Source organism: Pseudomonas sp. 1D4 (genome assembly GCF_001728925.1).
Taxonomy (GTDB): Bacteria; Pseudomonadota; Gammaproteobacteria; order Pseudomonadales; family Pseudomonadaceae; genus Metapseudomonas; species Metapseudomonas otitidis.
Genome location: NZ_LXJQ01000043.1, coordinates 1 through 25,721 on the forward strand (window position 1 = coordinate 1; position 25,721 = coordinate 25,721).

The window sequence follows — 25,721 nt, forward strand, 5'->3', positions numbered from 1 at the left end:
GCGTCGCACGGCCAATGATGGGCTTCGCACAGCTCAGCCCATCCTACGGTTGCCGTCGTAGCCCCACCGCCGGCCGGGTCGTGAGTCGTCAGCCTCGGAAGTGGCTGGGTGGCTGGCCGCTCCAGCGCTGGAAGGCGTGGCGGAGGCTGGCGGTTTCGCTGAAGCCGAGGATTTCGGCGATGCGGTAGATGGGCAAGTCGCCTTCGCGCAACAGGGCCTTGGCCCGTTCGAAGCGCAATTCATCGAGCAGTTGCTGGTAGCTGGTCTGCTGCTGGGCGAGGTGGCGGCGCAGGCTGCGGGTGGAGGTGTTCATGGCGCGGGCGAGTTCGTCGAGCCCGGGCGGGGTGGCGAGGCGCTGGGCCAGGAGGTCGCGCACCCGCTCCAGCCAGGCGCGGCGGGCGGCGAATTCGGCGTTCTGCCGGCGACACTGTTCGAGCATTTCGCTGTGGGTGACCGGGTCGGCCAGGGGCAGCGGCCGGTCGAGCCAGGCGGCGGGGAAGCCGAACCCGCTGCGGCCACGGGCGAAGCGCGGGGCGCGCTCGAATACGCGGCGGTAATAGGGCGCGGCTCCAGCCGGTTCGGGGTAGTCCAGCTCCAGGGCGGACACGGGCAGCGGCTGACCGGGCAGGTCGGCGCAGATGATCCGCAACGAGCCCAGGCACAGCTCGGTGTTGAATGGGCGCAGGGCCTCGTCTTCGCCGTAGCCGCTGGCCAGCAGCCAGGCCAGCTCGCCTTCACGCTCCAGGCGCAGGTGGAAATAGGTGCCGAGCAGCACGGGGTAACCGAGGCCGATGCGCAGGGCGTCGCCGAGGGTCGGTGCGGAGAGCAGCGCGTAACCCAGCAGGCCATAGGCGGAGATGCGGGTGCGCTGCCCCAGCTCCAGCCCGAGGGCGGGCGAGCCGGCCAGGCGCACGGCGTTGGCGAAGACCTGTTGCTCCTGCCCGGGGTTGATCAGCCGCCGCAGGTCGCGCAGGTCGTCGACGGTGATGCCGCTGCCCTCCAGCACGGCATCGGCCGCCACGCCGCGCTCGGCCATGCAGGCGACGGTGAGGGTGGACATGTGCAGGGAGTTGAGCCAACTGGCGCGGGAGAAGAGGGTCTCGGCCATGGCATCAGCTTTCGCGGGACGGGTGGGCGTACAGCATGCAGGCATTCCAGATGGGCTGGCGCTGTTCTATATGTGTTTTCGCCGGGCAAGTCAAAGGGCTGGCCACGAAAAAGGGAGCCTGGCGGCTCCCTCTTCTGGCGGACCGAGCGGGGCTCAGGACAGGAAGCCGCCGTCCACGTTCAGGGCCACGCCGGTGGTGTAGCTGGAGGCTGCGCTGGCGAGGTAGAGCACGGCGCCGGCCATTTCGCTCGGGTCGGCCACGCGCTTGAGCGGGATGCGCTGCAGGGCGACGTTGAGGATGGCGTCGTTCTTGGTCAGCGCCGAGGCGAACTTGGTGTCGGTCAGGCCCGGCAGCAGGGCGTTGCAGCGGATGCCGTACTGGGCGCATTCCTTGGCGAACACCTTGGTCATGCTGATGACGGCGGCCTTGGTGACGGAGTAGATGCCCTGGAACTCGCCGGGAGACACGCCGTTGATGGAGGCGACGTTGATGATGCTGCCGCCGCCGTTCTGCTTCATCAGCTTGCCGCCTTCGATGGACATGAAGTAGTAGCCGCGGATGTTGACGTCGACGGTCTTCTGGAAGGCCGACAGGTCGGTGTCCAGGACGTTGCAGAACTGCGGGTTGGTGGCGGCGTTGTTGACGAGGATGTCCAGGCGACCGAACTGCTCGCGGATCTGCGCGAAGACGTTCTGGATCTGCTCCATTTCGCCGATGTGGCAGGCCATGGCGGTGGCCTTGCCACCTTCGGCGACGATGGCATCGGCCACGGCCTGGCAGCCGTCGATCTTGCGGCTGGAGACGATCACGTGGGCGCCCTGCTGGGCCAGCAGCTTGGCGATGGCTTCGCCGATGCCGCGGCTGGCGCCGGAAACGAAGGCGATCTTGCCGTCGAGGTCGAACAGTTGGGTCTTGGACATGGGGTTCCCCTTGTAGTGGTCCGGTTACAGCCGGGATTGGCCGATCACCTGGAGGCTCATCTGCTCCAGCAGCTTGTTCATGTGGATGAACTGGGCGAAGCGCTTGTCCTGGGTCTGGCCGTGGAAGAAGCGGTAGTAGATCTGCTGGACGATGCCGGCCAGGCGGAACAGGCCGTAGGTGTAGTAGAAGTCCAGGTTGTCGATGGGCGGCAGGCCGGCGCGCTCGGCGTAGTAGTCGGCGAACTCGCGGCGGGTGAGCATGCCCGGCAGGTGGCTGGGCTGGCGGCGCATGAGCTGCACCGGGGCCGGGTCCTTGGCTTCGATCCAGTAGGCCAGGGTGTTGCCCAGGTCCATCAGCGGGTCGCCGATGGTGGTCAGCTCCCAGTCCAGCACGCCGATGATCTTCAGCGGGTCGCTGGGGTCGAGGATGACGTTGTCGAAGCGGTAGTCGTTGTGGACGATGCCGGGCTTGCCGTGGTCAGCGGGCATCTTGTCCTTGAGCCAGGCGCGAACCGCTTCCCAGGTCGGTGCGTCGGGCGTCATGGCCTTCTCGTAGCGGTCGCTCCAGCCTTCGATCTGGCGGCGCACGTAGCCGTCGGGCTTGCCGAGGTCGCCCAGGCCGCAGGCGTTGTAGTCGACGTTGTGCAGTTCGACGAAACGGTCGATGAAGGTCTTGCACAGGGCGCGGGCACGGGTTTCGTCCAGGCCCAGCTCGGCCGGCGCATCCGCCCGCAGGATCACGCCCTTGACCCGCTCCATGACGTAGAACTCGGCGCCGATCACCGAATCGTCGGTGCAGTGCACGTAGGCCTTCGGGCAGTACGGGAAGCCGGCATTGAGCTGGTTGAGGATGCGGAATTCGCGGCCCATGTCATGGGCGGACTTGGCCTTGTGCCCGAACGGCGGGCGACGCAGGACGAATTCCTGTTCGGGGTACTCCAGCAGGTAGGTCAGGTTCGAGGCGCCGCCGGGGAACTGGCTGATGCGCGGGGTGCCGCTGAGCCCGGGGATATGCGCCTTGAGATACGGGTCGATGGCCGCGGCATCAAGCTCTTCGCCGTCGCGGATGCGGGTGGACTGATCTGTAAGCGTCATGCTTATCCCTTCTACTTATGATTAGGACCCATGATTATTCGCAAGCCTAATGCCGCCGAGGGGGCGCCTCAAGCACGAACAACCGTTATAGGCAGGCGTGTTGCCACTCGATCAGGCTGCCTGATTGGCCCGGTGCAGAGCCTTCCGGGCGAAAAAAAACCGGAGTCCAGGGACTCCGGTTTCAGGTGTTTCCGGTTCGGCCTCGCCGATCAGACCGGGAACAGCTCGCCGAGCTTCATGGCGAGCATCATGTCGCCTTCGGCGCGCAGCTTGCCGCCCATGAAGGCCTGCATGCCGTCGGTTTCACCGGTCATGATGCCGACCAGGGTCTCGGTGCTCATGATCAGGGTGACGTTGGGGTTCGGGGCATCGCCCTGCTGTACGTCGCAGGTGCCGTCCTTGACGACCAGGTAGTGGTTGTCGCCGTCTTCGATGTTGAACTGGAATACCAGGTCCAGGCCAGCGGCAGCACCGGCGTTGAACTTGGACTGCATGTTTTTGACGATGTCAGCAACGGTGGTCATGGTTCGATCCTTTGTTTTTCAGGTTTTATAACGGCCTTGCGGCCGGTGGGCCGGGCTCATCGGTAGGTGATGAGTTCCGGCGCCCCCAACAGCTCCAGGTGCACATGACTGTTGAAGGAAGCCAGCGCCACATCCCGCCCCCGGAACTTCAGGCGCGAGAGGGAAGTATTGACGATCTGCCAGTTGAGTTCGAACGCCCGGTCGGCCGGCACGCCGGCCACCAGATGAAGCAACGCGGTGATGGTCCCGCCGGAGGTGAACACGGCGACGTTCTGCTTGCTGTCCGCGCGCTCCAGCACCCGCTCCAGGCCGCCGCGCACCTGGTCGACGAAATCGACCCAGCTCTGCAACTGCGGGGCGTCGTAGTCGCCGGCCACCCAGCGCAATACCAGGCTGGAGAATAGCCGCTGGAACTCGGCACGGTTCTGCGCGGCGTTGCGCATGATGTGCAGCGCCTCGGGCTCCTGCTCCAGCACGCTGGGCAGCAGGGCGCGGATCACCGCATCGGCATCGAATTCATTGAAGGCGGGGTCGACGTCCACCTCGGGCGCGGCCAGGCCGGCGGCCCGCAGGCGCTCCAGGGCGGATTCGGCGGTGTGGCGCTGGCGCTGGAGGCTGCCGGCGACGCATCGATCCAGGCGCATGCCGAGGCGGGCGAAGTGCTCGCCGAGGACTTCGGCCTGGCGAACTCCGACGCTGGAAAGCACGTCGTAGTTATCGGCGCCGAAAGAGGCCTGGCCATGTCGGATCAGGTAGATGCTGCCCACGTACGCTGCCGTCCCGGGACGTTGAAAGTTTCGCGAGGTTATGGGGAAGCACAGGGGCTGTCAACGAAAAAACATACGCTTGTTTGAATGCATTCCCGCTGTTTATGACGGGGTTTTTCCGTTGCTGGTGGAGCCCTGCGCGGGGCGGGTATGCTTGGCCGGTTTTCGCGCCCGCAGACAGGGCGCGTGTCGATTCCTGAAGGGGGTTATGTGGAGTTCCTAGCCGATTACGCGGGCTTTCTCGCCAAGACGGTCACCGTGGTGGTGGCCATCCTGATCGTTCTGGTGATGCTAGCCGCGCTGCGTGGCCGGGGCCGTCGTGGTGGCGGTGGCCGCCTGGAAGTGACCAAGCTCAACGATTTCTATAAGGGCCTGCGCGAGCGCCTGGAGCAGAGCCTGCTGGACAAGGACGCGCTCAAGGCAAAACGCAAGGCCGAAGCCAAGGCGGAGAAGGCCGCACGCAAGAACCCCGAGGCCAAGCCCCGGGTGTTCGTGCTGGACTTCGACGGCGACATCAAAGCCTCCGCCGCCGACCAGCTGCGCCACGAGATCACCGCCCTGCTGACCCTGGCCACACCCAAGGACGAGGTGGTGCTGCGCCTGGAAAGCGGCGGCGGCATGGTGCACAGCTACGGCCTGGCCGCCTCGCAACTGGCGCGCATCCGCCAGGCCGGCGTGCCGCTGACGGTGTGCGTGGACAAGGTGGCGGCCAGCGGCGGCTACATGATGGCCTGCGTGGGGGACCGTATCCTGGCGGCGCCCTTTGCGCTGGTAGGCTCCATCGGCGTGGTAGCTCAGTTGCCCAACGTGCACCGCCTGCTGAAGAAGCACGACGTGGACTTCGAAGTGCTCACTGCCGGCGAGTACAAGCGCACCCTCACCGTGTTCGGCGAGAACACCGAGAAGGGCCGGGAGAAGTTCCAGGAAGACCTGGAGAGCATCCACGACCGCTTCAAGGACTACGTGGCGCAGTACCGCCCGCAACTGGCCATCGAGGAAGTGGCGACCGGCGAGGTCTGGCTGGGCACCGCCGCCCGCGAGAAGGCGCTGGTGGACGACCTGCGCACCAGCGACGAGTACCTGGCCGAGCGCGCCCGCGACTCGGAGCTGTTCCTGCTCAGCTACGTGGAGAAGAAGAGCCTGCCGGAGCGTTTCGGCATCGCCGCCAGCGCCAGCGTGGATCGCCTGCTGATGAACGGGTGGAGCCGCCTGCAGCAACAGCGCTTCTGGCAATGAGCCCTGCCCTCCCCGCCTGAATGAAGAACGCCGCGTTGATCGCGGCGTTTTTGTAAGCGCCTGCATCATCTAAGTGGCACACCTCCTTCACCGTGGTGGCTGCGCTTAGCATTGCGCTGGGTGCTCACATTGGGTGGGGCGGGGAAAATTGCCCCTTCAGGAGGCCGAGCGGAGTCATTGCAAAGGGGATTGAGCGGCATGGATGCCGCGAAAGGAGCGCCAGGCCATGGATGGCCTGTCGCGACGTTCCCCGACGCGATGATGAAGCGAGGGAAGTTTGGCGCAGCCAAACCCGCATGCAGGGGCGAGCCTTTTTGGTTTCTTTTTTGGCGACTGAAAAAAGAAACTCGCCAGGCAAGGCGAAACAAAGGCTGTCAGCAAAACGCGGCAATCAACTTGGCTAAGCGACTGCCGCCGCCCAGCAGATCACTGGATCGTGTCATCCCGCCCCTTGCGCCGGTACGGGAACACGTCGATCACCTTGCCCGCCTGGATGGCCTCCTGCAGGGACTTCCAGTACGCCGCGTCATACAGCTCGCCATGCAGCTTGTTGAACAGCCGCCGCTGGCCGATGTCGGCGAACAGGAAGCGCGGGAACTCCTCGGGGAAGACGTCGTTCGGAGCCACGGAGTACCAGGGCTCGGCGGCCATCTCGTCCTCGGGGTAGCGCGGCGGCGGGATGACACGGAAGTTCATCTCCGTCAGGTAGCCGATCTCGTCGTAGTCGTAGAACACCACCCGTCCGTGACGGGTGACGCCGAAGTTCTTCAGCAGCATGTCGCCGGGGAAGATGTTGGCCGCGGCCAGTTGCTTGATGGCCAGGCCGTAGTCGTCCAGCGCTTCCAGCACCTGGGGTTCGCTGGCGTTCTCCAGGTAGATGTTCAGCGGGGTCATGCGGCGCTCGGTCCAGCAGTGGCGGATGAGCACGGTGTCGCCTTCCAGCGCGACGGTGGAGGGCGCCACCTCCAGCAGTTCGGCAAGGCAGTCCGGGTCGAACTTGGCGCGGGGGAAGCGGAAGTCGGCGAACTCCTGGGTGTCGGCCATGCGCCCGACGCGGTCGACGTTCTTCACCAGCCGGTACTTCTCGATCACGGTGTTGCGGTCCACCGTCTTGGCGTGGGCGAAGCGGTCCTTGATGATCTTGAACACCGTGTTGAAGCCCGGCAGCGTGAACACGCTCATGACCATGCCACGCACACCCGGCGCCATCACGAAGCGGTCGTCGGTGTTGGCCAGGTGGTTGATCAGCGCGCGGTAGAACTCCGACTTGCCGTGCTTGTAGAAGCCGATGGAGGTGTACAGCTCGGCGATGTGCTTGCCCGGCAGGATGCGCTTGAGGAAGCCGACGAACTCCGCCGGCACGGCCACGTCCACCATGAAGTAGGAGCGGGTGAAGGAGAAGATGATCGACACCTCCGCCTCGTCGGTGATCAGCGCATCGGCCTGGATGCCCCTCCCCTCGCGGTGCAGCAGCGCCACCACCAGCGGCCACTGCTCATCACGGTTGTAGATGCGCCCCACCAGGTAGGCGCCCTTGTTGCGGTAGAGGGTGGAGGAGAACAGCTCGATGCACAGCGCCGGGTCCTTGATGACCCAGTCGGGCAGGCTTTCGCGCAACTGCTCCACCAGGCGGTCGAGGTCGCGCTCCTTGTCCTCGAAGGGCACATCGAAGCGGTAGTCGGCAAAGACCTCGCGCAGCACGTCGCGCAGATCGCCGCGCGGGTGGTAGCTGCGGGTCTGCGGGGCACGTTCCTGGCTGCGCAGGGAGGGCCGGGTGGTGTGGATGAACATGCAGCCGTCGCTGATCAGGTCGTGGCTGAAGAGGCTGCAGAAGATGGAGTTGAACCAGGTCTCGGCCAGTTCGTCGTCCAGGCGCAGGTCGATCTGCTTGATGTAGGCGCTCTTGACCAGCGGCCAGAGCTGCACGTCCAGCAGCACCTCGTCGTCGAAGGTGCTGCGCAGGCGTTCGCTGACTTCGCCGACCTTGTCTTCGTAGAGGGCGATGCGCGCTGCGGCGGCGCCCTGGATCTCCTGCCACTGGGCCTGCTCGAAGCGGCTGCGCGCGCCATCGGTGATCTGGCGGAAGTGCTCCCGGTAGTCGTCGAACCCTTCGAGGATCAGGCGCGCGATGTCGGCGGCCGGCCATTGCTGCGTCATGGACTCACACTCGGCTGTGGTGTCGGAACAGCGAGCTTAGCCACAGGTCGGGCCGAAAAAAAGCGCCGCCCCGGACTGACTCACGGGTCGCGTTGCAGCCGGGTCAAGGAGGACTCAGGCCAACCCGCGGTCACGCAGGTGGGCTGCCAGGTAGTCGATGAAGGCCAGCACCTTGCCGGTGGCCCGACGGTGGCTGGGGTAGACGGCGAGGATGCGATCGCCGAAGGCATCCGGGTCGATCTCGTGATCCGGCAGCAGGTTCACCAGGCGCCCGTCGGTCAGGTAGGGAGCGGCGCTCCACAGCGGCGCGTGGATCACTCCCATGCCTGCCAGGGCGTTGGCCAGCAGCAGGTCGTAGTTGTCGCTCTCCAGCCGCGACACGCTCGGGTGCAGCAGGCGGGTGCGCTGGCCATCGCGCTCGACCCACCAGAACTGCCGGCTCAGGGCCGGGTGGCGGTAGCTGAGCCAGTCGTGGGCGTCGATGGCGTCCAGGCTGAAGGGGCCGCGCCGGGCGACGTAGGCGGGGCTGGCGCAAAGGGCGATGCGGTTGCGCCCGACCGGGCGGGCGATGAGCCCCGGCAGGTCGCAGGGGCCTTCACGCAGGGCGAGGTCGTAGCCGGCCTCCACCAGATCGACGAAGGTGTCGGTCAGGTCCACCCGCAGGGTGATCTGTGGGTAGGTGGCGAGGAAGCCGGTGCACACTTCATCGAGGAAAGCGCGACTGAAGGCCAGTGGTGCGGTCATCCGCAGGCTGCCCTTGAGCCCGTGCTGCAGTTGACCGATCTCTTCGCCGACATCGTGCAGGCGCTGCAGCAGTTGCCGCGCCGTTTCCAGGTAGAGCCGCCCGGCCTCGGTGAGGACGATGCGCCGGGTGCTGCGCTCGAACAGGCGCGCGCCCAGCTCCGCCTCCAGGTGGCTGACAGCCTTGGTCAGGGCCGAGGGGGTCTTGCCCAGGTGCTCGGCCGCCCGGCTGAAACTGCCGTGGTCGGCAGTGGCGACGAACATCGTGATGGCACCGAGCTTATCCATGGGACTTTTCCAACGGGGCAAAAGCGTTTTGCGTGACCTCGCCGTTATCCACGGCGGAACGAGCCGCTAGTCTCGCCGCCACACCTACAAAAACAAGGGGGCTCCCGTGAAAAACTTCGTTCCTCGACTCCTGGCCACGGCACTGGCTTTTGCCTCGTGGGAAGCCATGGCCGGCGCCGACATGGTGCTGCTCAACGGCAAGGTCTTCACCGCCGACAAGGCCCGGCCGATGGCTCAAGCCCTGGCCGTGGCGGACGGCAAGGTGCTGGCGGTGGGCAGCGATGCGGAAATCAGCGCCCTGGCGGACGCCGGCACCCAGCGCATCGACCTGGGCGGCAAGGCGCTGATGCCGGGGCTGATCGACACCCACGCCCACGCCATCTTCGGCGGTCTGGAGATGTCCACTGCCAACATGGGCGATGAGCAGGTGAGCCTGGACGAGCTGGAGAAACGCCTGCGGGCCTGGCGTGACGATGGCACCGCACGCCGGGGCGATGCGCTCTACGTGGGCGGGATGACTTCGGCCTACTGGGCTCAGGCCGAAGCGTTGGGCCAGCGCTTCGACCGGGGCGAATGGGCCGGGGTGCCCATCGTCTTCGTCGGCAGCGACCACCACACCGCCTGGGCCAACGCCGCCATGCGCCAGCGCGCCGGCATCGACGCCAAGCTGCTGGCCAGCCTGCCCGAGGCCGAGCGCGGCACCATCGGCCTGGGCAAGGACGGCACACCCAACGGCTTCCTGGTGGATGCCGGCTGGGACCGCGTGGCCGCCGTACTGCCACCGCTGGAGGTCGCGACCCTGCTGCGGGCGGGCGAAAACGCCGTGAACACCTTCAACAGCCTGGGCGTGACCGCCTGGATGGACCCGGCCGCCAACGGTGCACCGGGTGAGCCGCTGTTCGCCCTGAAGCCCACGGAGAAGTCCGTCGGCGTGCTGCCGGTGTACAAGGCCCTGGCGGACAAGGGCGAGCTGACCGCCCATGTCGCCGCGCTGCTGGTGGCCCACCCGAAGAGCCGCCCCGCCGACCTGGACACCCTGGAGAAGGTGCGCCAGCAGTTCCAGGGCATCGACAACCTGAGCCTGCCGGGGATCAAGATCTTCGCCGACGGCGTGCTGGAGTACCCGGCGCAGAGCGCGGCACTGATCGACCCGTACAGCAACAGCCACAAGCAGGGCGAACTGCTGATCGACCCGGCGCACTTCGGCGAACTGGTCAGTGCGGCGGATGCACGCGGCTGGCTCGTACACATCCACGCCATCGGTGACCGGGCCGTGCGCGAGGCGCTCAATGGCATCGCGCAGGCACGCCGAGACCGGCAGAGCGGCATCACCCACTCCATCACCCACCTGCAACTGGTGAACCCCAAGGAGTTCGCGCGCTTCAAGCCGCTCGACGTGAGCGCCTCGATGCAACTGCTCTGGGCTGCCGGGGACGACTACACGCTGGACATGGTCAAGCCCTACGTCAGCGCCTTCGCCTTCCGCTACCAGTACCCGGCCCATTCGCTGTTGAAGCAGGGAGCAACCCTCGCCGGCGCCAGCGACTGGCCGGTGTCCTCGCCCAACCCGTGGGCCGCCATGGCCCAGGCCATGACCCGCGAGGGAGAGAAAGGCGTGCTCAATGCCGACGAGCGTCTGGACCGGGAGACGATGTTCTACGCCTACACCCTCAACGCCGCCCGGGCCATCGGCCAGGAACAACGCATCGGCTCGCTGGCCGCCGGCAAGCAGGCCGACTTCATCCTCCTCGACCGCGACGTGTTCACCGTGGACGCCAAGGCCCTGGCCGAAACCCGGGTACTGAAGACCTGGTTCGGTGGCCGCGCGGTGTACGAGGCTGGCCTCTAGCTACAGCAACGCCCGCAGAACGGGCCGGCCCAACAAAAACGCCCCGGCAAGCCGGGGCGTTTCGGGTTCGGGTGCGACTTACTTGCCGGTCTTTACCGTGCTCCACACGCGGGTACGGACGCGGTCGAGCTTCATGGGCACGGCTTCGAGGGCGAACAGCTTGGCCATGACCTCTTCCGGCGGGTAGATGGTCGGATCGGCCTTGATGTCCGGGTTCACCTGGACGTCGGAGGCGCTGTTGCCGTTGGCGTACTTCACGTAGTTGCTCACGCCAGCGATCACCTCGGGGCGTAGCAGGTAGTTCATGAAGGCGTAACCGGCCTTCTCATTCGGAGCATCGGCAGGCATGGCCACCATGTCGAACCACATGGGCGAACCTTCCTTGGGAATCGAGTACTTCACCTCGACGCCGTTGCCGGCCTCCTTGGCGCGGGTGGCGGCCTGGAGGATGTCGCCGGAGAAACCGACGGCCACGCAGATCTCGCCGTTGGCCAGGTCGCCCACGTACTTGGAGGAGTGGAAGTAGCGCACGTAGGGGCGCACTTTGAGCAGCGCAGCCTGGGCGGTCTTGTAATCATCAGCCTTCTGGCTGTGGTGCGGCAGGCCCAGGTAGTTGAGGGTGATGGGCAGCAGCTCGGGGCCGTTGTCGAGGATGGCGACGCCGCACTTGGCGAGCTTCTCCATGTACTCGGGCTTGAAGATCAGGTCCCAGGAGTCCAGCGGGGCGTTGTCGCCCAGCACGGCCTTGACCTTGGCGGGGTTGTAGCCGATGCCGGTGCTGCCCCACATGTAGGGGAAGCCGTGCTCGTTGCCCGGGTCGTTCACTTCCAGCGCCTTCATCAGCACCGGGTTGAGGTTCTTCCAGTTGGGTAGCTGGGACTTGTCCAGCTTCTTCAAGGCGCCGGCCTGGATCTGCTTGGCCATGAAGTGGTTGGAAGGCACCACGATGTCGTAGCCGGATTTGCCGGTCATCAACTTGCCGTCGAGCGTCTCGTTGCTGTCGTACACGTCGTAGACGGCCTTGATGCCGGTCTCCTTGGTGAAGTTGGCGACAGTGTCGGGGGCGATGTAGTCGGTCCAGTTGTAGATCTTCACCGTATCCGCTGCCTGGGCCACACCGGATACGGCGAGGGTCAGGAGCATGGGCGCGAAGGAACGTCTCATTGTGGTTGTTTCCTGGCTGTAGAAAGGGTGAACGAGGCACCGCAAGCGTAGAACGATACCGGCGTGTCGCCAGCTTCATCCGCAGGATGGGACGAGACAATGTCTGCGCGGGGCCCATCCTTCCCTGCGGGCCCGCTGGCAAGAATGCGACTGGCGCGGGCGGCCTACAAGTACTTGCCGGCGCTCTGGCGCGCGGGCCGCGGCGCTTTGCCAGGGCCGACGCCGCGCCCTGCGGCGATTCGGGCGTTTACCGCCGGCCCGACCGCGACGAAAATACGCACCCCGCCTTCACTGCCACGAGTGCCCGATGCGCGACCTGCCTCCCTTCTCCGCTCCTGTCGTCGAGCTGGTCCAGACCGGCCCGGACCAGGCCGACCTGATCCGCAATCTCTACCAGTTCTATGCCTATGAGTCCTCGGACTGGGAGCAGGAGGACGTGGAGGCCGACGGCCGTTTCTACCTGCATGAGGAGCACCTGGTGCGCTACTGGCAGGAGCCCGACTGGAGCGCCAACCTGCTGCTGGTGGACGGCTTCATCGCCGGGTTCCTGCTGGTGGAAGCCAGCGAGCTGCCGGGAATGGACGCGCTGGAGCTGGCGGACCTGTTCATCCTCAAGAAGTACCGGCGCCAGGGCCTGGGGCGCGCACTGGTCACCCAGGTGCTGACCAGCGGGGAACGCGATTGGCTGGTGCGTTTCTACCAGGACGATGCCACCGCCCTCGCCTTCTGGCAGGCGGTGCTGCAGGACCTGCCCCGTGCGGTGCAGCAGATCGAGCTGGCGGACGAGCCGCTGCTGCTGAACTACCGGGTGGTGCAGGCCACTCACTGAGTCGCTGGCCGGGCTGGAACGACGGGGCCACCCGTCTCGCTTTCCGGCCACGAGTGAACTCCGGTGGGTGACGAGCTGTCAGTTCGCTGTCGGCTCGCCGGGTGGACGGCATGGCCATGGGCCATCCGGGCGCGACACTCCCGCGACAGGGAGCCGGCTTCCGTCATGCCCGCCCGGCGGGCCCGTCCATCACCCTATGAAGATTGCGCCATGTCCCGACCCCGTCCCCCGTTCGCCTTCCACTCCCTGCTCTCCCCGCGCCTGCTCGGCGCCAGCCTGGCCACCGGCCTGCTGCTGGCTGGCAGCGCCGCCCTGGCCGAGGAGGAGAAAGCCGGCAACGTCCGCTGGATCAGCGACAGCCTGACCACTTACGTCCGCAGCGGGCCTACCGATGGCTACCGCATCGTCGGTACGCTGACCTCGGGTCAGAAGGTGAAGCTGCTCTCGACCCAGGGCGACTACAGCCAGGTACGCGGGGAGAACGGCAGCGCCGTGTGGATTCCCAGCCGCGACCTGCAGGAGGTGCCCGGCCAGGCCGAGCGGCTGCCGCAACTGGAACAGGAGGTGGCAGAGTTGAGCACGCAACTGGCCGGCATCGACGACACCTGGAAGCAGCGGGTGCAAGGCATGCAGGAGACGCTGGACTCGCGCAAGGCGTTGATCGACGAACTCCAGGCCGCCCGCGCCTCGCTGGACAGCGAGCTGAGCCAGGCCCGTTCGGACCTGCGCGAGGCCCAGGCGCAGCTGGGAGATGAGAACAAGCAGGTGCTGATGCGCTACATGATCTACGGCGGCAGCATTGCCGGCGCCGGCCTGCTGGCCGGGCTGGCGCTGCCGACGCTGCTGCGGGTCAGGCGCAAGCGCAACGACCAGTGGATCTGAGGCGGGTGCTGGCCCGAGTCCATCCGGGCCGATCGCGCTTCACGCGAAGCGCAGGGTGACGCGCCGGTTGTGCCGGCTCTTCTTCTCGATCTTGTCGCAGACCACCTGGCCGACCTCGGCGGTGTTCTTCACATGGGTGCCGCCACAGGGCTGGATGTCGACACCGGGAATGTCCACCACCCGCACCATGCCCTGCATGACCGGCGGTGCCACGGCCTGGGTGCGGGTCATCTCCAGCACGGTCTGGTACTCGCTGGACGGCAGCATGTGGACGCGCACGTCCAGGGCGCCATTGACCAGCTCGTTGAGGCTCTGGGTGATCACCTCCTTGTCGAGGGTGGACTCGGGCAGGTCGAAGTCCAGACGGCCCTTCTCCGCACCGATGCTGCAGCCGGTGACCGGCGCATCGATGATCGAGCAGAGCAGGTGCAGGCAGGTGTGCATGCGCATGTGCTGGTAGCGACGCTCCCAGTCGAGGCAGCCCTGCAACTCCATGCCGGTGGTGACCACCGGTGCGCCCTCCTCCAACTGGTGCCAGATGATCGATTTGAGCAGCGGGTCGCGCTGGGTGCCGATCACCGTCGCCACCGAGCCATCGGGCAGCAGGAAGTGCCCCTGGTCACCCGGCTGGCCACCACCGGTGGGGTAGAACAGGGTCTGGTCGAGGGCCACACCCTGCTCGCTGACGGCAAGGACGCGGGCGGTGAAGGTGCGCTGGTAAGGCGCCTCGTCGAACAGGGCATGGGTATGCAGGTTGAATACCGACATGAGGTCAGCCTCCTATGCTGATGAGGTGGGGTTGCAGCACGGACCTGACCAGGGCACAGAGGCCCGGCGGGTCCAGCAGGGTGATGTCCTGGACCGGGCCGACGATGCGCAGGTTCAGGGGGTAGCGCGGGGCCGGTACCACGGCACCGAGGTTGCGCAGGCGGTACTGGCGGTGGTGTTGCTCGCTGAGGGTGCATTCCAGGGACAGGCAGCCGAGGCGACGGTGGTCGGCGTCCAGCACCATCACCTCGCCCGACTCGGGCAGCTCACCCACCAGGTGCAGGCGCTCGCCGAGAACGAACGCACCGAGGAAGCCGCAGTTGGACGACATGCTGGCCCGCTGCATCTGCAACTGGTTGACGATGCTCACCCGGGTGTTGGCGGGCACGTCCCGGGTGATGACGCAGGCGGGACTGATGAACACGTTGTCGCCGATGCTCACCGCGCCGAGGATGCGCGCTCCAGCGCCGACTTCCACACCGTTGCCAAGCCGAGGGTGGCGCTTGCCGCCGGGGTTGTCGGCGATGCCGCTGGCGCCGAGAGTGACGCCCGCCAGCAGGTAGCAGTCGTCGCCGATCTCGCAGGTTTCGCCGATGACGGTGCCGAAGCCATGATCCAGCACGAAGCGCCGCCCGATGCGCGCGGCCGGGTGGATCTCCGCGCCAGACTGCAGCTTGCCGGCGCTGGCGAGCTTGTGGGCGATGATCTCGCGCTCCGCCAGCCCGCCATGCAGCCACACCTGATGGGCCAGACGATGGAAGAGGATGGCCTTGAACGACGCATAGGTCTCGAGGATCAGCCCGGTACGTCCGCAGGACGCGGGATCGCGCGCGGCATAGGCCTGGAGGTCCTCGGCCACCTGCTGCACGGTTGCTTCCATGATGCCGTCGAGGTGCGGCATGAGCATGCCCAAGTCATCGGAAGACAGGATGCGGACCAGGTGGTCCAGCAGCCTGTCGTAGAGTTTCAACCGATCAAGATATCCCCACATGCTGTTAGCCCTCCCCTGGCTGGTCATTCGAAATGTGGCAGGTAGCTGTCGACGCCGTCGTACACCAGGGTCAGCACCCGGGTTCCGGTGGGCAGCTCATGGGCCAGCTCGGCGATGGCCACGAGGTTGGCCGCCGAGGACAACCCCAGGCTGATGGCATCGGTGCGCATGGTGTGGCGCACCCGATCCAGGCAGGCGGCCTTGGAGACCTTGAGCATGCCGTCCAGCACGCCGAGGTTGAGGATGCGCGGCACCAGGCCGATGGACAGGCCCTGGATCTCGTGCGGGGCGTGGCGGTCGTTGAGCAGGTCGCATTGCTCCGGCTCGACGCCGAACACCCGCAGGTGCGGCCAGCGTGCCTTGAGGATTTCCCCCAGGCCGGTGATGTGCCCACCGGTGCCGATGCCGGCCACCAGGCAATCCAGCGGCCGGTCGTCGAAGTCCCGGAGGATTTCCTGCGCGGTGGTGCGCCGGTGGATCTCCGGGTTGGCCGGGTTGCGTTGCTGGTTGAGCATCACGTAGCCGGGGTTTTCCAACTGCAGCTCCATGGCCTTCTCGCCGTGGGAGTTGTTGCCACGGCGACTGTCGGAGAGCACCACCTCGGCGCCATACAGCCGCAGCAGCTTCTGCTTTTCGGGGCTGTAGTTGTCGGGGATGACCAGCACCACGCGGTAGCCGAGCAGGTTGCCGGCCATGGCCAGGCCGATGCCGGTGTTGCCGCCGCTGGGTTCGATGATGGTCTGCCCGCTGCCTGGCACGAGGATGCCGCGCGCCTCGGCGTCACGGACCATGGCCAGGGCGATGCGGGCCTTGTGGCTGCCACCCGGGTTGAGGGACTCCAGCTTGGCGTAGACCTCCAGGCCGGTTTCGGCACTGAAGGCGGCGAGGCGGACCACTGGCGTCTCGCCGATAGCCTGAAGCAGCGATTCGTGGATCATCTCGGTCCCTCAGTACAGCGGCATGTCGTGGTCGACATCCCGGGCCCAGGCCTTGATGCCGCCTTGCAGCACCCGCAAGCCGGTGAAGCCGGCACTCAGCAGCAACTGGGCGGCGCGCTCGGCGCGCGTGCCGCCGTAGCAGACGATGCACAGTGGACGTTCGCGATCGAGTTCAGCGAGGCGGGCATCCAACTCGCCCAGGGGCAGGTTGAGACTGCCGGGCAGGCGACATACCTCCAGCTCGTTCGGCTCGCGCACGTCGAGCAGTTGCAGCTTCTCGCCTCGGGCCAGACTCAGCTGCAGCTCGCGCGGGCTGACGAAGAAGTCGGCGGGCAGGGTCGATTCGCTCATCTGGCTGGAGGCACAGACCACCGGCTCCTCCACCTGCAGCTCGCGGTCGGTACGACTTGGCGAGCAGGTGGGGCAGTCCGAGCGGCGCTTGAAGCGGATCTCGGAGAACTTCATCGACAGCGCGTCGAAGCGCATCAGGCGCCCCACCAGGGGTTCGCCGATACCGAGGATTAGCTTGATGGCCTCGGTGGCCTGGATCAGTCCGACCACGCCCGGCAGTACGCCTATGACGCCGCCGGCATTGCAGTTGGGGGCGAGTTCGGCAGGCGGGCTCTTGGGAAACAGGCAGCGGTAGCAGGGACCGTCCTGGTGGTTGAACACGCTCATCTGTCCGTCGAAGCGATGCAGGGCACCGTACACCAGCGGCCGGCGCAACAGCGCGCAGGCATCGTTGAGCAGGTAGCGGGTGCCGAAGTTATCAGTGCCATCCACCACCAGGTCGTAATCACCAACGAGGCGCATGGCGTTGTCGGGGGTGATGGCGCAGTCGTGGGCGTGGATCTGGATGCCGGGGTTGAGGTCCTCCAGGCGGCGCCGAGCGGATTCCACCTTCGGCAACCCGAGGGTGGAGGTGCCATGCACCACCTGGCGCTGCAGGTTGCTGCTTTCCACCCGGTCGAAATCCACCAGCCCCAGGGTGCCGACGCCGGCTGCCGCGAGGTAGAGGCTCACCGGGGAGCCCAGGCCACCGGTACCAACCACCAGCACGCGAGACTTCTTCAGTCGCAACTGACCCTGACGCCCGACATCCGGCAGGGTGATGTGGCGCACGTAGCGCCGCACTTCATCGTTGCTCAGTTCGTCGACATCCAGCCCGCCGGAGGTGGCGAGCATGATGTCCAGCTCGACGCCCGGGGCCAGTTCGCTGTCCACGTCCACTAGCTCGCCGTTGGCGGTGAGCAGGAAGTGCTCCTTGATCTGGGCGTTGCCGTAGAACAGGTGCTCGCGCAGGGCGGCATGCCGTTCGCAGATGCCTTCCACCAGCTCGCGCACCGTCCGGCCTTCGCCTTCCACCCGCGCGGCGGGCAACTTGGCGACCCGCGCCAGTACGTCGGGGAAGATCACCACATTCATAGCCAAACTCCTTTTCTTGCAGGTCGTTATGGGTTGCCGGGGAATTCCCGGCTGCAGACGAATCCTTCGCCGTTCCATTCGAATAGCTTGGCGCCCATCGCCTCGCCGGCGCGGACGTCCACCACGAGGTAGGTCACGGGGTGGATGGGCTGTCCCATGAACAGCGCCTTGTCCTCGTCCTCACGGCTGAAATAGGCCCCCACGTCCGGGTGGGAGTGGTAGATGACGCGCACCGGGTTGTCCCCGCGCAGGCTGCGGTTGAGCAGCAGCGTGTCGGCGACGGCGAAGGTGTAGCCGTTGGCGGCGCTGCGTCGGTACACCTCGGGGCTGCGTTCGTTGAGCTGGTTCTGAATGTTCTCGCCACGGTGTACCCGGGCATCGGCGAACACGAAGCCGCAGCACTCTTCGGGGTAGGTCTCGGCGGCATGGCGGTAGATGGCGCCGAGGACTTCGGCGCTGAAGACGTCCTGGTCAGCCATGGGTCAGTCCTTCTTCGCCAGGAACTTTTCCATGGGCACCTTGGTTATGGCGAAGCCGATCAACAGCAGCGAGGAATAGAACGCCAGGTCACGGGAGATGGTGTGGCCTTCGTACCAGGCCCCGATGATCACCGCGAACACCGGGAAGATGATGAAGACGAAGGACAGGATCACCGGATTGAGGCGCTTGAGCAGGAAGAAGTACACGATGAAGCCGCCCACCGATGCGCACAGCCCCAGGTAGGCCAGCGCCCCCCAGGAACGGCCGCTGATGGCGCCGAAATCCGGCTGCTCCACGCCCAACCCCACGAGGAACAGCATCAGGCCGGCCAGGCCGATGGGCAGGGTGTTGTAGGTGATGACGCTGATCTCCGCGCCCTTCTTCTTGGTCACCACGTAGCACAGCGCATGCATCACGGCCGCCGCGAGGATGGCGAGCACGCCGACGGCCTCGGAGTGCTCCAGGCTCAGCCCCTGCCCGCGCAGGATCATGAACAGGCTGCCGAAGCCGATGGCGATGCCGACCACTTGGGAGAGGTAGATGCGCTCCTGCAGGAACAGCGAGGAGAAGATCAGGATGAACACCGGCATGCAACTGAACAGCAGTGCAGTGAGCCCGGAGGAGACGTGGGTCTCCCCGTAGTTGAGCAGGTAGTACGGCACGCTGAAGTAGCACAGGGTGACGAACACGAAGAAACCGAAGCTGCCCCGAGGGAAGAAGATCGAGTCGCCACGGATCAGGGCGAAGCAGAGGAACAGCGGGAAAGCGATGAGGAAGCGCAGGCCGGAAGCGGTGAGCGGTGGCACGGTTTCCACGGCGATCTTGATGCCCAGCCAGGTGGTGCCCCAACTGAGGCACACAGTCAGGAACAGCAGGCTGGTGACCAATGCCCCCAGCCATTGCTTCCTGGATTTGCTGGTGTTTTCAATTACCGCGGACATTGGCATGATGACAATCCTTCGTAGCTGCTAAATTGACCCTCAAATACCAGGTATCAATCACTGATTGACACGGCTCAATCAGGCTATTAGGACGAAAAATGGCTGTCAAACCAATTATTGACACGGTGTCAATCCTGAAAGACGCACTGAATTCCGGGCAGGGCGCCAAGTACAAGCGCCTCGCCGGAGCGATGGAGATCAGGATCCTGGAAGGGACGATCGAAGGCGGCTCGAAGCTGCCCCCCCACCGTAACCTGGCGGACCGGCTGGGGGTCACCATCGGTACGGTGAGCCGTGCCTATGCCGAGCTGGAGCGGATGGGGCTGGTGGTGGCGCGGGTCGGCGACGGCACCTTCGTGCGGCGTCGCGGCCTGGAGCGCAAGCGCGACGAGGGCTTCCGCAACTTCATCGAGGAGGCGCCGGAGCTCTACGACATGAGCCGGAACATGCATATCCCCGGCCCTGAAACCGCCTTCCTCGCCCAGAGCCTGATGGACCTGGCACGAGACCCGCAGACCCTGCGGGAACTGGCGCTCTATACGCCGGACGCCGGTTTGCCACGCTACCGCCAGGCCGGCGCTGCATGGCTCGCCCATGGCGAGTTCCAGCCCCAGGCGGACCAGGTGCTGTGCGTCAACGGCGGCCAGCACGGCCTGCTCTGCACGCTGATGGCACTGTTGCGGGCCGGAGACACCATCGTCACCGAGCAGCTCACCTATCCCGGACTGATCACCGTGGCGCGGATGCTCGGCATCAAGCTGCTGGGCGTGGACATGGACGAGGAAGGACTGGTCCCGGAATCCCTCGACGAGCTATGCCGCAGCAACCGGGTGTCGGCACTGTACTGCACACCAACCATCCAGAACCCCACCACGGCCGTACTCTCGTCGCAGCGGCGGGAGGCCATTGCGCGGCTGTGCCGCGAACACAACCTGCTGATCATCGAGGACGAGGCCCACGCGGTGCTGGTGGAAGACCGCCCGCCACCGATGACCCACTACGCGCCGGAGCGCTGCATCCTCATCAGCAGCCTGAGCAAGGCGGTGGCGGCCGGGCTGCGGGTGGGCTACCTGCATGCACCGACTACGCTGGTCAGCCGCATCGCCGCCGCGTTGCGCGCCACCTGCTGGATGGCCACACCCCTGGCGCTGGAGCTGTCTACCCAGTGGATCGAGAACGGCACGGCGAGCAAGTTGCTGCACCAGCAGATCGCCGAGATCGGCCGGCGCAAGGCGCTCGTGGAGGGCTTGCTGGACGGGTTGCAGTACCGCACCCACCCGCAAAGCCCGCACTTCTGGATCGAGGTGCCGGAGGCCTGGCGCGCCTCCGACGTGGAGGCCGACCTGAAGCTGCGCAACTACCTGATCACCGCCGCCGAAACCTTCGCCGTCGGCCGGGCGGCGGTGCCCCAGTACGTACGCGCCAGCGTCAGCAATGCCTCCACCAGTGACCAGTTGCTGTACGACGGCTTCCTCGCCCTCGCCAGCACCCTGCGCCACGGGGCGGAACGTTTCGAAGCCTGATCAGCGCCAGTGGCGCTGCTGAACCTTGCGAGCACGGCCGACACCGGCCAGGCGCGCCAGGCCCAGCGCCAGGCTCTCCAGCAGCCAGGCCAGGAGGAAAGCCCAGGCCAGGCCCCAGCCGATGGCCTCGGGCACCAGCAGCACCTGGTAGCTGTAGGCGTTGGCGGTCTCCAGCAGCAGCTCGCGGTCGGCCGCGCTCAGCACGTGCCAGGTGCGTGCGTACCAGGCACCCTGCATGGCCTGCCATTCCAGCTGCAGCAAGGTATCGCGGTTGACCAGGGTGGCGACGCTGTCGGCGTCGCTGCGCATCACCGGGTCGTCGCTCTGGCGGTAATGCGCCACCAGGGCGTCGAGGTTGCCGTCGAAGAAGCGCTTGGCCGTCTCGCGGAACCCTGCCAGGGCGCGTTCGGCTTCCAGTCGATGGGCCTCCACGCGCTTGGCGTAGTCATCGACGAAGCCGGGAACCTGGACGCCAACCAGCAGCCCCAGGGTGAACAGCACCAGCCTCAGGTAGCTTCTCAGCATCGCCCCTCTCCTCTCAGGTCTGGCCCGAGGCCAGGCATTCGCCGCGTCGCCACAGGGCCCAGGCCCCGGGCTGGTAGCGCGTCCAGGTTTCGTTGTCGGTGAGCGGCTCGGTGGCGATCACCGTCACCACGTCATCCGGGGTGGTCTCGGCCTGGAAGTCCACCGTCAGGTCGGCGTCCTTCAACCGCGCCGGGCCGAAGGGCGCACGGCGGGTGATGTGGGCCAGCTTGGTGGAACAGAAGCAGAACAGCCAGTCACCGTCACTGACCAGGGCATTGAACACGCCCCGGGTACGGTACTCGGAACAGGCCTGCACCAGCACCGGCAGCAGCACCTCCACCGGCACCGGTTCCGGGAAGCCCTGGCGCACCCGGTTGAGCAGGTCGCAGAAGGCCGCCTCGCTGTCGGTGTCACCCACCGGGCGGTAGAAGCTGGGAACGGGCTGGAAGTCCGCCAACTGGCCGTTGTGGGCAAAGCACCAGTTGCGCCCCCAGAGCTCCCGCACGAAGGGATGGGTGTTGGCCAGGCAGACCTTGCCGACGTTGGCCTGGCGGATATGGCCGATGACGGTCTCGCTCTTGATCGGGTAGCGCTGCACCAGGCGCGCCACCTCGGACTCGACACTGGCCGACGGGTCCTGGAACAGGCGCAGCCCCCGCCCCTCGTAGAAGCCGATGCCCCAACCGTCACGGTGGGGGCCCGTACCGCCGCCACGCTGCATCAGGCCGGTGAAGCTGAACACGATGTCGGTGGGGACGTTGGCACTCATGCCGAGCAGTTCGCACATGGATCAAGGCTCTCGTTTCATGGCCCGCCGCAACAGGTCGGCTTCCCGTTCCAGGCGCGCCTGGAGCGCAGTGCGCCCCAGGGGCAGGAAACGGGTCAGCGCCCGCCACAACAGGCCCGCCAGGTCACCCCGGCGTCTTGGAATCAGGTGGAGATGCAGGTGGGGCACGTGCTGGTTCGCATCCGGCCCGTCGTTCACCAGCATGTTGATGCCCTGTTCGCCAAGGCCAGCCCGGCGCATCGCCGCCATCAGCTCATCGGCCAGGGGCAGCAGGCGCGCGCGGGCGCTCTCGGGCAGGTCATGGAGATACGGCGCATGTTGCCGGGCGACCACCAGGACGTGGGCCGGGCGCAGGGGGAAGATGTCCAGCAGCACCAGGAAATCCGCCTCCTCGTGCAGCACATGAGCCGGTGCATGGCCACCGGCGATGGCGCAGAACACGCAATCCATCGGGCACTCCCTGGCGAATGAAAGGGTCCTGCTGCGTGGCTAGAGGCGCGGTTCGATCCGCAGGCGGCGGTCGCCGCGGGCATCGGTGCGGGTGTCGAAGCGGGCATCGCCCTCGCGCTCCATCAACTGGCGCAGGGTGGGTTCCTCGTCGTCCACGGGCTCCTCGACCGGCCGCTCGCGCGCCGCACGACGAGCCTTGATCGCCCGCTCGATGGGCCAGCGGATGGCCACGAAGATCAGGTACAGCACCAAGCCGATCATGCCGTACATGGCCAGATCGGAGACCGCCTTCCAGGCGTTGTTGCCCACCTTGAACACCATGTCCAGCGCCGTCACCGCCACGGCAGGGGCGTACAGGTCGCGGCCCGGGTCCACCGGCGTCGGGGTCAGCAGCAGCACCGCCACTACCAGGCGCACCGGCTCGCGCAGCCAGCGCCACATCCAGCCGGTCGCACGGAAGCACACCAGCAGGCAGCCAAGGGCCGCCACGGCGTAGGCACCCCAGGCAAGTAGGTAGTCGTGTTCGTTCATTGGCTTCCGTGGCATGGCGGGCAAAGGGGCGCTTATGATAGCGACTTTTCCCCGCTCCGGCGTCCCCCCGCCGTCGCCCGCCGCACCCGAGAGGACCTCATGTCACACGCCCCCATCGCCCGAGCCCAGGATGGCGCCGATCCCTACCGCTGGCTGGAAGAACGCGACGCCCCCGAGGTGCTGGATTACCTGAAGGCCGAGAACGCCTGGCTGGACGAGCAACTGGCCGACCAGTCCGACCTGCGCGAGCGCCTGTTCCAGGAAATCCGCGGCCGCATCCGCGAGACCGACCTGTCCCTCGCCACGCCCTGGGGTCCCTACCTTTATTACCAGCGCACCACCGCCGGCGATGAATACCCGCGCCACTACCGCTGTGCGCGCCCGCAGGACGGCTCCCTGGACATCGACCCGGCCACCGAGCAGTTGCTGCTGGACCCGAACGCGCTGGCGGGCGACGGCTTCCTCTCGGTCGGTGCCTTCAGCGTCAGCCCCGACCACCGCCTGCTGGCCTACAGCCTCGACACCAGCGGCGACGAGGTCTACGAGCTGTTCGTCCGCGACCTTGTGGACGGCACCCTGCATGCCCTCCCCTTCAACGACTGCGACGGCAGCATGACCTGGGCCAACGACAGTCGCACGCTGTTCTTCGGCGAGCTGGACGAGACCCACCGCCCCTTCCGCCTGCACCGTTACCGCCTGGGCGAGGCCCGTGCGGAACAGGTCTTCGAGGAACCGGACGGGCGCTTCTTCCTCGGCTGCCACCGTGCCAGCTCCGAGCGCCAGTTGCTGCTGGACCTGTCCAGCAAGACCACCAGCGAAACCTGGGTGCTGGACGCCGAGACGCCCGATGCCGACTTCCGCTGCATCGCCCCTCGCGAGGAAGGCCACGAGTACTACGTCGACCACGGCCAGGTCGATGGACGCTGGTGCTGGCTGATCCGCAGCAACCAGGCCGGCATCAACTTCGCCCTCTACCTGGCCGAGGAGGCGGACCCGAGCCGCGAGCACTGGCAGGAGCGTATCCCCCACGACCCCGAGCGCATGCTGGAGGATCTCAGCCTCAACAGCAGCGCCCTCACCCTCAGCCTGCGCGAAGGCGGCCTGCCGGTGATCGAAGTGCACCCTACCAGCGGCACCGCCTACCGCGTGCAACTGCCGGATGCGGCCTACAGCCTCTACGTGCAGGACAGCCTGGAGTTCGACAGCCCGGTGATCCGTCTGCGCTACGAAGCCCTCAACCGCCCTGCCCAGGTCCGCGAGCTTCGCCTGGCCGACGGTGAGCAGCGAGTGCTCAAGCAGACGCCGGTGGAAGGCCCGTTCGACGCCGATGCCTACGTCAGCCAGCGCCTCTGGGCCACGGCAGCGGACGGCACGCGCATCCCCATCAGCCTGGTCGCCCGCCGCGAAACCCTGGGCCACCCGGCGCCGCTCTACCTCTATGGCTATGGCGCCTACGGCGCGAGCCTCGACCCCTGGTTTTCCCATGCCCGCCTGAGTTTGCTGGACCGTGGCTTCGTCTTCGCCATCGCCCACGTACGCGGCGGCGGTGAGCTGGGCGAAGCCTGGTACCGCGCCGGCAAGCTGGAGCACAAGGCCAACACCTTCGGCGACTTCATCGCCTGTGCCGAGCACCTGCTGGCGGAGGGCCTGACGACCCGCGAACAGCTGGTCATCAGCGGCGGCAGCGCCGGCGGACTGCTGATCGGCGCCGTGCTCAACCAGCGCCCGGAGCTGTTCGCAGCGGCCATCGCCGAAGTGCCCTTCGTCGACGTGCTCAACACCATGCAGAACCCCGACCTGCCGCTCACCGTCACCGAGTACGACGAGTGGGGCGACCCGAACCAGCCCGAAGTGTTCGAACGCATCCGCAGCTATGCCCCCTACGAAAACGTGAAGCCCCAGGCCTACCCGGCGCTGCTGGTGGTGGCCGGCTACAACGACTCGCGGGTGCAGTACTGGGAAGCCGCCAAATGGGTGGCGAAGCTGCGGGCGACCCGCACCGACGACCACCTGCTGCTGCTCAAGACCGACCTCGGTGCCGGCCACGGCGGCATGAGCGGGCGCTACCAGGCGCTGCGCGACGTCGCCCTGGAATATGCCTTTCTGTTCAAGGTGCTGGGGCTGGCTACTGCGTGAAGGTCCAGCGCCTGCTGTTCATCTGCGGCCAGAATCGGCTGCGCAGTCCCACCGCCGAGCAGCTGTTCGCCAGCTGGCCCGGCGTGGAAACCGACTCGGCCGGCCTCAAGGCCGAGGCGGAGACCCCGGTAACGCCCGAGGCCCTGGCCTGGGCGGACCTGATCCTGGTTATGGAGGGCAGCCATCGGCGCAAGCTGGCGGCACGCTTCCCCGCCGCGCTCAAGGGCAAGCGCGTGGTCAGCCTGGATATCCCCGACGAGTACGACTACATGGACCCGGCCCTGGTGGCGCTGCTCCAGGCCCGGGTACCGCCGCTGCTGCGCTAGGGCGCCGGCTTCTTCTCACCGTTGCCCAGCCCCCTGCTGTTACGGTCGAGCTGTTCCTGCAGCAGCGGAATGCGTTCGTCACGCGGGTCTGCCTGGCGCGTGGTCGGCGGGTTCACCAGCAACGGCGGACTACCCGGCGGGGCGGCAGACGGAAGGCTCGGCGGACTGGGTTGGGAATAGGGCTGTGGCGTGGCGGTACCGGGCGAACCGGGTGCCGGCGTGCCGGGCGAGCGCAACAAGGGCGGCTGCTGGGCCTGGGCGGCGCAACTGATCGCGACCAGCGCGGAAAATGCGAGCACAATGGCGCGCTTCATCTGGACCTCCTGCCTTTCGGCATCG

General features: G+C 66.6%; 26 protein-coding genes. 7 read left to right on the top strand and 19 right to left on the bottom strand.

Going from position 1 to position 25,721, the window contains the following annotated elements; translation table 11 throughout:
• Positions 1 to 88: 88 nt before the first annotated feature.
• The 5 genes from A7D27_RS19740 to A7D27_RS19760 form a co-directional block, all read right to left on the bottom strand.
• Positions 89 to 1,108 carry an AraC family transcriptional regulator gene (locus tag A7D27_RS19740; RefSeq protein WP_069565849.1) on the bottom strand — a complete coding sequence of 340 codons (1,020 nt, stop codon included), beginning with the start codon at positions 1,106 to 1,108 and terminating at the stop codon, positions 89 to 91.
• 153 nt (positions 1,109 to 1,261) lie between these two features.
• Entirely contained in the window at positions 1,262 to 2,029 is a 768-nt protein-coding gene (locus tag A7D27_RS19745) for an SDR family oxidoreductase (RefSeq protein ID WP_069561783.1), read from the bottom strand.
• 24 nt (positions 2,030 to 2,053) lie between these two features.
• On the bottom strand, positions 2,054 to 3,124 hold the full coding sequence (locus tag A7D27_RS19750) for a phosphotransferase family protein (protein WP_044408457.1): 1,071 nt from the start codon (positions 3,122 to 3,124) through the stop codon (positions 2,054 to 2,056).
• Between the two features lie 209 nt (positions 3,125 to 3,333).
• Positions 3,334 to 3,648 carry an SCP2 sterol-binding domain-containing protein gene (locus A7D27_RS19755; protein WP_021221784.1) on the bottom strand — a complete coding sequence of 105 codons (315 nt, stop codon included), beginning with the start codon at positions 3,646 to 3,648 and terminating at the stop codon, positions 3,334 to 3,336.
• A 56-nt stretch (positions 3,649 to 3,704) separates the two neighbouring features.
• Positions 3,705 to 4,415 carry a histidine phosphatase family protein gene (locus tag A7D27_RS19760; protein ID WP_069561781.1) on the bottom strand — a complete coding sequence of 237 codons (711 nt, stop codon included), beginning with the start codon at positions 4,413 to 4,415 and terminating at the stop codon, positions 3,705 to 3,707.
• Positions 4,416 to 4,625: 210 nt separating this feature from the next.
• Between A7D27_RS19760 and sohB the strand changes: the two genes are divergently transcribed.
• Entirely contained in the window at positions 4,626 to 5,651 is a 1,026-nt protein-coding gene (sohB, locus tag A7D27_RS19765) for a protease SohB (RefSeq protein ID WP_069561780.1), read from the top strand.
• Positions 5,652 to 6,077: 426 nt separating this feature from the next.
• Here sohB and aceK read toward each other — a convergent pair whose 3' ends face one another.
• Entirely contained in the window at positions 6,078 to 7,808 is a 1,731-nt protein-coding gene (gene aceK / locus A7D27_RS19770; RefSeq protein WP_069565850.1) for a bifunctional isocitrate dehydrogenase kinase/phosphatase, read from the bottom strand.
• 114 nt (positions 7,809 to 7,922) lie between these two features.
• Complete coding sequence (locus tag A7D27_RS19775) at positions 7,923 to 8,837, bottom strand: LysR family transcriptional regulator (RefSeq protein WP_069561778.1); 915 nt, start codon at positions 8,835 to 8,837, stop codon at positions 7,923 to 7,925.
• Between the two features lie 106 nt (positions 8,838 to 8,943).
• Between A7D27_RS19775 and A7D27_RS19780 the strand changes: the two genes are divergently transcribed.
• Positions 8,944 to 10,686: an amidohydrolase gene (locus tag A7D27_RS19780; RefSeq protein WP_069565851.1), complete on the top strand. Its 1,743-nt coding sequence runs from the start codon at positions 8,944 to 8,946 to the stop codon at positions 10,684 to 10,686.
• A 78-nt stretch (positions 10,687 to 10,764) separates the two neighbouring features.
• Here A7D27_RS19780 and A7D27_RS19785 read toward each other — a convergent pair whose 3' ends face one another.
• Positions 10,765 to 11,850 (bottom strand): polyamine ABC transporter substrate-binding protein, encoded by a 1,086-nt coding sequence (locus tag A7D27_RS19785; RefSeq protein ID WP_069561776.1) that lies wholly within the window; start codon positions 11,848 to 11,850, stop codon positions 10,765 to 10,767.
• Between the two features lie 307 nt (positions 11,851 to 12,157).
• Here A7D27_RS19785 and A7D27_RS19790 point away from each other — a divergent pair, with 307 nt between their 5' ends.
• Both A7D27_RS19790 and A7D27_RS19795 read left to right on the top strand, forming a co-directional pair.
• Positions 12,158 to 12,679: a GNAT family N-acetyltransferase gene (locus A7D27_RS19790; RefSeq protein ID WP_044408498.1), complete on the top strand. Its 522-nt coding sequence runs from the start codon at positions 12,158 to 12,160 to the stop codon at positions 12,677 to 12,679.
• Positions 12,680 to 12,889: 210 nt separating this feature from the next.
• Complete coding sequence (locus tag A7D27_RS19795; protein ID WP_069565852.1) at positions 12,890 to 13,561, top strand: TIGR04211 family SH3 domain-containing protein; 672 nt, start codon at positions 12,890 to 12,892, stop codon at positions 13,559 to 13,561.
• A 39-nt stretch (positions 13,562 to 13,600) separates the two neighbouring features.
• On the opposite strand, the gene A7D27_RS19800 is transcribed toward A7D27_RS19795, so the two are convergent.
• Genes A7D27_RS19800 through A7D27_RS19825 form a run of 6 tightly spaced genes read right to left on the bottom strand, consistent with a single transcriptional unit; the run spans position 13,601 to position 19,104 of the window.
• The gene (locus A7D27_RS19800) at positions 13,601 to 14,329 is read right to left on the bottom strand and encodes an alanyl-tRNA editing protein (protein ID WP_069565853.1); all 729 of its coding nucleotides are present in this window, start codon (positions 14,327 to 14,329) and stop codon (positions 13,601 to 13,603) included.
• Positions 14,330 to 14,333: 4 nt separating this feature from the next.
• Positions 14,334 to 15,320, bottom strand: a complete 987-nt coding sequence (locus A7D27_RS19805; RefSeq protein WP_069561773.1) for a serine O-acetyltransferase — start codon at positions 15,318 to 15,320, stop codon at positions 14,334 to 14,336.
• Positions 15,321 to 15,343: 23 nt separating this feature from the next.
• Entirely contained in the window at positions 15,344 to 16,258 is a 915-nt protein-coding gene (locus tag A7D27_RS19810; RefSeq protein ID WP_069565854.1) for a PLP-dependent cysteine synthase family protein, read from the bottom strand.
• A gap of 9 nt (positions 16,259 to 16,267) precedes the next feature.
• Positions 16,268 to 17,683 carry a molybdopterin-synthase adenylyltransferase MoeB gene (gene moeB, locus A7D27_RS19815; RefSeq protein WP_069565855.1) on the bottom strand — a complete coding sequence of 472 codons (1,416 nt, stop codon included), beginning with the start codon at positions 17,681 to 17,683 and terminating at the stop codon, positions 16,268 to 16,270.
• Between the two features lie 26 nt (positions 17,684 to 17,709).
• Entirely contained in the window at positions 17,710 to 18,162 is a 453-nt protein-coding gene (locus A7D27_RS29225) for a Mov34/MPN/PAD-1 family protein (RefSeq protein WP_044408514.1), read from the bottom strand.
• A gap of 3 nt (positions 18,163 to 18,165) precedes the next feature.
• Positions 18,166 to 19,104: a DMT family transporter gene (locus tag A7D27_RS19825; protein WP_044408517.1), complete on the bottom strand. Its 939-nt coding sequence runs from the start codon at positions 19,102 to 19,104 to the stop codon at positions 18,166 to 18,168.
• A gap of 98 nt (positions 19,105 to 19,202) precedes the next feature.
• On the opposite strand from A7D27_RS19825, the gene A7D27_RS19830 reads away from it, so the two are divergent.
• Positions 19,203 to 20,627 carry a PLP-dependent aminotransferase family protein gene (locus A7D27_RS19830; protein WP_069561770.1) on the top strand — a complete coding sequence of 475 codons (1,425 nt, stop codon included), beginning with the start codon at positions 19,203 to 19,205 and terminating at the stop codon, positions 20,625 to 20,627.
• On the opposite strand, the gene A7D27_RS19835 is transcribed toward A7D27_RS19830, so the two are convergent.
• From A7D27_RS19835 to A7D27_RS19850, 4 genes are read right to left on the bottom strand one after another with little or no spacing between them, the layout of a single operon-like run.
• Positions 20,628 to 21,152, bottom strand: coding sequence for a DUF2937 family protein (locus A7D27_RS19835; RefSeq protein ID WP_069561769.1), 525 nt, complete (start codon positions 21,150 to 21,152; stop codon positions 20,628 to 20,630).
• A 13-nt stretch (positions 21,153 to 21,165) separates the two neighbouring features.
• On the bottom strand, positions 21,166 to 21,939 hold the full coding sequence (locus A7D27_RS19840) for a class II glutamine amidotransferase (protein ID WP_069561768.1): 774 nt from the start codon (positions 21,937 to 21,939) through the stop codon (positions 21,166 to 21,168).
• 3 nt (positions 21,940 to 21,942) lie between these two features.
• Positions 21,943 to 22,389 carry an HIT family protein gene (locus A7D27_RS19845; protein ID WP_069561767.1) on the bottom strand — a complete coding sequence of 149 codons (447 nt, stop codon included), beginning with the start codon at positions 22,387 to 22,389 and terminating at the stop codon, positions 21,943 to 21,945.
• 39 nt (positions 22,390 to 22,428) lie between these two features.
• On the bottom strand, positions 22,429 to 22,920 hold the full coding sequence (locus tag A7D27_RS19850; RefSeq protein ID WP_069565856.1) for an MFS transporter: 492 nt from the start codon (positions 22,918 to 22,920) through the stop codon (positions 22,429 to 22,431).
• 99 nt (positions 22,921 to 23,019) lie between these two features.
• On the opposite strand from A7D27_RS19850, the gene A7D27_RS19855 reads away from it, so the two are divergent.
• Positions 23,020 to 25,056, top strand: a complete 2,037-nt coding sequence (locus A7D27_RS19855; RefSeq protein ID WP_069565857.1) for a S9 family peptidase — start codon at positions 23,020 to 23,022, stop codon at positions 25,054 to 25,056.
• Entirely contained in the window at positions 25,053 to 25,382 is a 330-nt protein-coding gene (locus A7D27_RS19860; RefSeq protein WP_069565858.1) for a low molecular weight protein tyrosine phosphatase family protein, read from the top strand. The genes A7D27_RS19855 and A7D27_RS19860 overlap by 4 nt, the downstream gene beginning before the upstream one ends.
• Here the strand turns inward: A7D27_RS19860 and A7D27_RS19865 are convergent.
• Positions 25,379 to 25,696: a hypothetical protein gene (locus A7D27_RS19865; protein ID WP_069565859.1), complete on the bottom strand. Its 318-nt coding sequence runs from the start codon at positions 25,694 to 25,696 to the stop codon at positions 25,379 to 25,381. The two genes, A7D27_RS19860 and A7D27_RS19865, sit on opposite strands and share 4 nt — an antisense overlap.
• Positions 25,697 to 25,721 lie beyond the last annotated feature (25 nt).

Excerpts from the sequence above, each read along its gene's own strand:
- A7D27_RS19740 (WP_069565849.1), bottom strand. The coding sequence starts at position 1,108 with ATGGCCGAGACCCTCTTCTCCCGCGCCAGTTGGCTCAACTCCCTGCAC.
- A7D27_RS19745 (WP_069561783.1), bottom strand. The coding sequence starts at position 2,029 with ATGTCCAAGACCCAACTGTTCGACCTCGACGGCAAGATCGCCTTCGTT.
- A7D27_RS19750 (WP_044408457.1), bottom strand. The coding sequence starts at position 3,124 with ATGACGCTTACAGATCAGTCCACCCGCATCCGCGACGGCGAAGAGCTT.
- A7D27_RS19755 (WP_021221784.1), bottom strand. The coding sequence starts at position 3,648 with ATGACCACCGTTGCTGACATCGTCAAAAACATGCAGTCCAAGTTCAAC.
- aceK (WP_069565850.1), bottom strand. The coding sequence starts at position 7,808 with ATGACGCAGCAATGGCCGGCCGCCGACATCGCGCGCCTGATCCTCGAA.
- A7D27_RS19775 (WP_069561778.1), bottom strand. The coding sequence starts at position 8,837 with ATGGATAAGCTCGGTGCCATCACGATGTTCGTCGCCACTGCCGACCAC.
- A7D27_RS19785 (WP_069561776.1), bottom strand. The coding sequence starts at position 11,850 with ATGAGACGTTCCTTCGCGCCCATGCTCCTGACCCTCGCCGTATCCGGT.
- A7D27_RS19790 (WP_044408498.1), top strand. The coding sequence starts at position 12,158 with ATGCGCGACCTGCCTCCCTTCTCCGCTCCTGTCGTCGAGCTGGTCCAG.
- A7D27_RS19795 (WP_069565852.1), top strand. The coding sequence starts at position 12,890 with ATGTCCCGACCCCGTCCCCCGTTCGCCTTCCACTCCCTGCTCTCCCCG.
- A7D27_RS19800 (WP_069565853.1), bottom strand. The coding sequence starts at position 14,329 with ATGTCGGTATTCAACCTGCATACCCATGCCCTGTTCGACGAGGCGCCT.
- A7D27_RS19805 (WP_069561773.1), bottom strand. The coding sequence starts at position 15,320 with ATGTGGGGATATCTTGATCGGTTGAAACTCTACGACAGGCTGCTGGAC.
- A7D27_RS19810 (WP_069565854.1), bottom strand. The coding sequence starts at position 16,258 with ATGATCCACGAATCGCTGCTTCAGGCTATCGGCGAGACGCCAGTGGTC.
- moeB (WP_069565855.1), bottom strand. The coding sequence starts at position 17,683 with ATGAATGTGGTGATCTTCCCCGACGTACTGGCGCGGGTCGCCAAGTTG.
- A7D27_RS29225 (WP_044408514.1), bottom strand. The coding sequence starts at position 18,162 with ATGGCTGACCAGGACGTCTTCAGCGCCGAAGTCCTCGGCGCCATCTAC.
- A7D27_RS19825 (WP_044408517.1), bottom strand. The coding sequence starts at position 19,104 with ATGTCCGCGGTAATTGAAAACACCAGCAAATCCAGGAAGCAATGGCTG.
- A7D27_RS19830 (WP_069561770.1), top strand. The coding sequence starts at position 19,203 with ATGGCTGTCAAACCAATTATTGACACGGTGTCAATCCTGAAAGACGCA.
- A7D27_RS19835 (WP_069561769.1), bottom strand. The coding sequence starts at position 21,152 with ATGCTGAGAAGCTACCTGAGGCTGGTGCTGTTCACCCTGGGGCTGCTG.
- A7D27_RS19840 (WP_069561768.1), bottom strand. The coding sequence starts at position 21,939 with ATGTGCGAACTGCTCGGCATGAGTGCCAACGTCCCCACCGACATCGTG.
- A7D27_RS19845 (WP_069561767.1), bottom strand. The coding sequence starts at position 22,389 with ATGGATTGCGTGTTCTGCGCCATCGCCGGTGGCCATGCACCGGCTCAT.
- A7D27_RS19850 (WP_069565856.1), bottom strand. The coding sequence starts at position 22,920 with ATGAACGAACACGACTACCTACTTGCCTGGGGTGCCTACGCCGTGGCG.
- A7D27_RS19855 (WP_069565857.1), top strand. The coding sequence starts at position 23,020 with ATGTCACACGCCCCCATCGCCCGAGCCCAGGATGGCGCCGATCCCTAC.
- A7D27_RS19865 (WP_069565859.1), bottom strand. The coding sequence starts at position 25,696 with ATGAAGCGCGCCATTGTGCTCGCATTTTCCGCGCTGGTCGCGATCAGT.